Source organism: Inquilinus sp. (assembly GCF_057815775.1).
In genome coordinates this window covers 1-4,705 of record NZ_JBYRFX010001007.1, presented here as the reverse complement: position 1 = coordinate 4,705, position 4,705 = coordinate 1, and the positions used below count along the sequence as shown (strand labels likewise).

Below are 4,705 nucleotides of genomic sequence, written 5' to 3'. Positions count from 1 at the left end.
CTCCAAGGACGACCTCGTCGTCGCCTATCTCGACGACCGCAACGTCGACTACTGGCGGCGCTGGGACCGGGCCTTCGCCAAGCATGAGGGCAATCCGCGGGCCCAGCTGCGCGCCATGATGGAGTATCTGGCCGACCGCACCACGGCGATGGATTATCGCGGCTGCCCCTTCACCAACGACGCCACGGAGTTCCCGGAGCCGGGCCACCCCGGTCGCCGGGTGTCGGAAGCAAACAAGCGCGAGCTGCGGCAGCGCCTGCTGCATTTGGCCGAGGCGCTGGGCGCCCCCGAGCCCAAGGTGCTGGCCGACAGTCTGGTGCTGCTGGTCGAAGGCGCCTATTCGATCAGCCAGACCATCCGCGGCCCGGACGGACCCGGCAAGGCCATCGTCTGGGCGGCCGAGGCCCTGGTCACGGCGCAGTTGGGGCCGCAGGACGCGCCAGTTCGCTGACAGGCCGCAGCGGGATCAGAACATGTCCCGCGGATCGAACACCAGGATGAAGCTGTCGTTCGGCCAGCCGCCCTTGGGCATGGGCCAGGGCTGACACACCGGGTTGAGGACTGCGCGTCGTGCGGCATTGGCCCAGTCGCGATCGCCCCCGTCATCCACGATGCTGACGGCATCGGGCGGGACGGTGCCATCCGGATTGATCCGGGCCACTTGGAGCCGGACGACCGGCTTGGCCGTCGACGTCGAATCGATGTTCCAGCATTGCTTGATCTTGTCCCGGATCGCCCCCTCTTCCCCGCGACTCACGACCGAAGACCGGCCCCTCTGCTCGATCGGCTTGGCCGCCGTGCCCGCCTGAACACAGCCGGCCAGCAGCAGCACAGCCGCAACCGATGCAATGCGATGAATCATGTCGGCTCCCCTCCGCATGATGAAACCGCAGCATAGCCGCCGCCCGGCCGCCTGCCCAGGGCCGGACGCAGCCTAGCGGTGGGCCAGCCCCAGGCGCTGCAGCTCCGCATCGCGGCGCGGGGCGTCGGAGGCGAGGAAGAATTCGTCCAGCTGCGGCGGCGCCACCCGGGTGGCGGACAGCATGGCGTGGGCCTGGCCGCGATGATGGATCTGGTGCTGGAACAGATGCATCAGGATCGCCGCCACCGGATCGCGATGGGTCGCACCGTCGCGACGGTCGATCGTCACCACCCGGTCGAGACCGGCTTCATCGAGCCCGTCGCAGAAGCCGACCAGGTCGCGATCGGTCTCGGACTGCGCCGCCGCCAGGTCCACGGCATCGGGATACGGCATCGGGTTGCCGGGCAACCCGCGCCCCGGCCCCTTCAGGTCGGCGAGATAGGCCCGGTCGACCACCAGGATGTGGTTCAGCGTCCGCCGCAGCGATGGGAAGAAGCCGGTGCGCGGCGCCGCGAATTCTTCCGGCGTCAGCCGGATGCAGGCGGCGTGCAACCGGGCATTGGCCCAGGCGTTGTTGCGCGCCATCAGGCGGATATGGTCGGCCAGCGGCATCGATATCGTTCCTCCCCGAATTCAGTTTTAGGAAGGGCTTGGCGCCCTTCCGACAGGTGTATCAGGGAATACTGGTGCGCGTCGTCCCGTCGTCCACTGTGGCGGCGCAGAAAAGCGAAATGAACCGGACCGGCAAAACGCCGCAGCCCGGACCATGGCGGCGGTGGCCGAGGCGCCGTAGCTTCGAACGGCTTGAATGTTCGATACGGGATGATGAGGACGCGAGTGGGCGATCACGGGACGCGCCGCTACGTGCTGGTGTCGGGCTCCTGGCATGGCGGCTGGGTCTGGCGCGACGTTGCGGCCAGGCTGCGCGCCGCCGGCCACGAGGTCACCACCCCGACGCTGACAGGGCTCGGCGAGCGCCGCCATCTCGGCCAGGGCGTCGACCTGGCCCTGCATGTCGAGGACGTGGTCGCCCATATCGAGATGGAGCGGCTGTCCGGCGTCACGCTGGTCGGCTGGAGCTATGGCGGCATGGTGATCACGGGCGTGCTGGCCCGCATCCCCGAGACGATCCGAGCGATGATCTATCTCGACGCCTTCGTGCCGGAGGACGGCAAGGCCCTGGTCGACTATCTCACCCCCGAGGGCCGGGCCGCCTGGGACAAGTACAAGGACGCCGACGCGCCGCTGCCGCCCCTGTCCGCCGAGCGGCTGGGCCTGACCGACCCGGCGCAGATCGAGTCCGTCGTGCCGCGCCTGACCGCCCAGGCGTGGCAGAGCTTCTACCAGCCGGTCCGGGCCCTGACTCCGCGCCCCGCGATCCCGACGGCCTACATCAAATGCACCGGCAATCCGGCGCCGCATTTCAAGGCCATCCTGGAGGAGATGAAGCGCGACGCGGCCGTGCGGACCGATGCCATCGCCACGGGCCATTGCTGCATGGTGACCGCGCCGGCGGAGACGGCCCGGATGCTGGAGGCCTATAGCTGACACGCGGCCGATGGCGTGTCGGGCCGGGATGACCTAGGCTCCGCGCCCGGCAGACACGAACCGGAGCGCCGGATGATCGCGCGGGACCCTTACAGCTGGCGGCAGGATCCGGCGGTGCCGCCCTTCCCCGACGACCGACCGATCATCATCTTCGACGGCTACTGCGTCATGTGCTCCGGCTGGGCGCGGTTCATCCTGCGGTACGACCGGGCGAAGCGGTTCCGGCTGCTGCCGGCGCAATCGCCGACCGGGCGGGCGCTGTACGTCCATTACGGCCTCGACCCCGAGGATTACGAGACCAACATCCTGCTGGCCGACGGCATCGCTTGGTTCAAGTCGGAAAGCGTGATCCGCACCGCCCTGGGCCTCGGCCTGCCCTGGTCGCTGATCGCGGCGCTGCGGGTGCTGCCGCGGGGCTGGCGCGACCGGCTGTATGGCCTGGTGGCGCGCAACCGCTTCCGCCTGTTCGGCCGGCGCGATGCCTGCATGCTGTCGCCGCCGGGCCAGGAAGACCGCTTCCTGACGTGACCGGACCGCGCCTGCGCATCCTGGTGATCGGCGGCACCGGCAGCTTCGGCGGCCGGCTGGTGCGGCTGCTGGCCGACGAGCCCGGCCTGACGCTGCTGGTCGCCGGCCGGTCGGCGGCGAAGGCCGAGGCGTTCTGCCGGAGCCTGAACGGGCAGGCCGAGAGGATGCCCCTCGCCCTGGATCGCGACGGCGACGTGGCAGCGGCGATCGCGGCTGCGGCACCCGATATTGTCGTCGATGCCAGCGGGCCGTTCCAGGCCTATGGCGCGGCGCCCTATCGCGTGGTCGAGGCCTGCATCGCCTGCGGCGCCGATTATCTCGATCTGGCCGACGGCGCCGATTTCGTCACCGGCATCGCCCGCTTCGATGCCGCCGCCCGGCAGCGCGGCATAGCCATCCTGTCCGGCGTCAGCAGCTTTCCCGTGCTGACCGCCGCCGCGGTGCGGCACCTGGCGCAAGGCCTGGACCGGGTCGAGACCATCATGGCCGGGCTGGCGCCGTCGCCCTATGCCGGGCTGGGGTTGAGCGTGACCCACGCCGTCGCCTCCTATGCCGGCAAGCCGGTGCAGTTGGTGCGCGACGGGCGGCCGGCGACGGGACGCGCCCTGATCGAGACCCGGCGCCGCACGGTGGCGCCACCCGGCCGGCTGCCGCTGCACAGCACCCGCTTCTCGCTGGTCGATGTGCCGGATCTGCAGCTGCTGCCGGAGTTGTGGCCCGGACTGCAGGAGATCTGGGTCGGCGCCGGCCCCGTGCCGGAAATCCTGCACCGGGCGCTGAGCGGTTTGGCCTGGCTGGTGCGGTTCGGCCTGCTGCCCTCGCTGCTGCCGCTGGCGCCGCTGCTGCATGCTGCCAGCACCCGGCTGCGCTGGGGCGAGCATCGCAGCGGCATGATCATCGCCGTCACCGGCCGGGCCGCGGCGGGGCAACCGGTGGAACGGTCCTGGCATCTGCTGGCCGAGGGCGATGACGGGCCGCTGATCCCGGCCATGGCCGCGGCCGCGGTGATCCGGCGCCGGCTGCAGGGCCTGCGTCCCGCTCCCGGCGCCCGCGCGGCGACCACGGAGCTGGAGCTGGCGGATTACGAAGCGCTGTTCGCCAGCCGGGCAATCACGGCTGGGTGGCGCGAGAGCACGGCAGAGACCGCCCGGCAGCCGCTGTATCGCCGCCTGCTCGGCGACGCCTGGGTCGCCCTGCCCGAAGCGCTGCGGGCGATGCACGACCTCACAGGCGAGAAGCGGGTGGCCGGCCGGGCCATGGTCGACCGTGGCACCGGCCTGCTGTCGCGCCTGGTCGCGGCGATCATCGGCTTTCCCGCCGCCGGCAGCGAGGTGCCGGTTGAGGTGGCGTTCGGGGTCGAGCACGGCATCGAGACCTGGCACCGGCGCTTCGCCGGCCGACCGTTTTCCAGCACGCAGGAAGAGGGGCGCGGCCGGTCCGAGGGCTTGGTCGTCGAGCGCTTCGGCCCGGTCCGGGTCGGGCTGGCCCTGGTGCTGGAGGGCGACCGGCTGCGCCTGGTGGTGCGGCGCTGGAGCCTGTTCGGCCTGCCGCTGCCCCTGGCGCTGGCCCCGAACGGCGAGGCCTGGGAGACGGAAGCGGAAGGCCGCTTCCGCTTCCATGTCGAGATCCGCCACCCCTGGACCGGGCTGATCGTCCGCTACCGCGGCTGGCTGGCGCCGGTGGAGTGATAGCAGAGAGCGACGTCACCACCCCGCACCGTCATCGCGAGCCCCGCAGGGGCGTGGCGATCCAGCGGCTCGATCTCTG

General features: G+C 71.1%; 6 protein-coding genes. 4 read left to right on the top strand and 2 right to left on the bottom strand.

Features of this window, described 5'->3' with window-relative positions; all coding sequences use genetic code 11:
* Window positions 1-451 (top strand): TetR/AcrR family transcriptional regulator (locus AC3XYG_RS36010; protein WP_489144709.1); only part of this gene is annotated, 451 nt, incomplete at its 5' end.
* 15 nt (window positions 452-466) lie between these two features.
* On the opposite strand, the gene tolA is transcribed toward AC3XYG_RS36010, so the two are convergent.
* Complete coding sequence (tolA, locus tag AC3XYG_RS36005) at window positions 467-832, bottom strand: cell envelope integrity protein TolA (RefSeq protein WP_489144708.1); 366 nt, start codon at window positions 830-832, stop codon at window positions 467-469.
* Window positions 833-934: 102 nt separating this feature from the next.
* Window positions 935-1,474, bottom strand: coding sequence for a DinB family protein (locus AC3XYG_RS36000; RefSeq protein ID WP_489144707.1), 540 nt, complete (start codon window positions 1,472-1,474; stop codon window positions 935-937).
* 225 nt (window positions 1,475-1,699) lie between these two features.
* Between AC3XYG_RS36000 and AC3XYG_RS35995 the strand changes: the two genes are divergently transcribed.
* From AC3XYG_RS35995 to AC3XYG_RS35985, 3 genes are all read left to right on the top strand, one after another.
* Window positions 1,700-2,410, top strand: coding sequence for an alpha/beta fold hydrolase (locus AC3XYG_RS35995; RefSeq protein WP_489144706.1), 711 nt, complete (start codon window positions 1,700-1,702; stop codon window positions 2,408-2,410).
* Between the two features lie 72 nt (window positions 2,411-2,482).
* Window positions 2,483-2,938: a thiol-disulfide oxidoreductase DCC family protein gene (locus AC3XYG_RS35990; RefSeq protein ID WP_489144705.1), complete on the top strand. Its 456-nt coding sequence runs from the start codon at window positions 2,483-2,485 to the stop codon at window positions 2,936-2,938.
* A complete protein-coding gene (locus AC3XYG_RS35985; RefSeq protein WP_489144704.1) occupies window positions 2,935-4,626 on the top strand; it encodes a saccharopine dehydrogenase family protein in 1,692 nt (563 codons plus the stop codon). The genes AC3XYG_RS35990 and AC3XYG_RS35985 overlap by 4 nt, the downstream gene beginning before the upstream one ends.
* Window positions 4,627-4,705: the final 79 nt, after the last annotated feature.

What these genes read in the sequence shown, in the direction of transcription:
- AC3XYG_RS35990 (WP_489144705.1), top strand. Translation starts at nt 2,483, where the DNA reads ATGATCGCGCGGGACCCTTACAGCTGGCGGCAGGATCCGGCGGTGCCG.
- AC3XYG_RS36000 (WP_489144707.1), bottom strand. Translation starts at nt 1,474, where the DNA reads ATGCCGCTGGCCGACCATATCCGCCTGATGGCGCGCAACAACGCCTGG.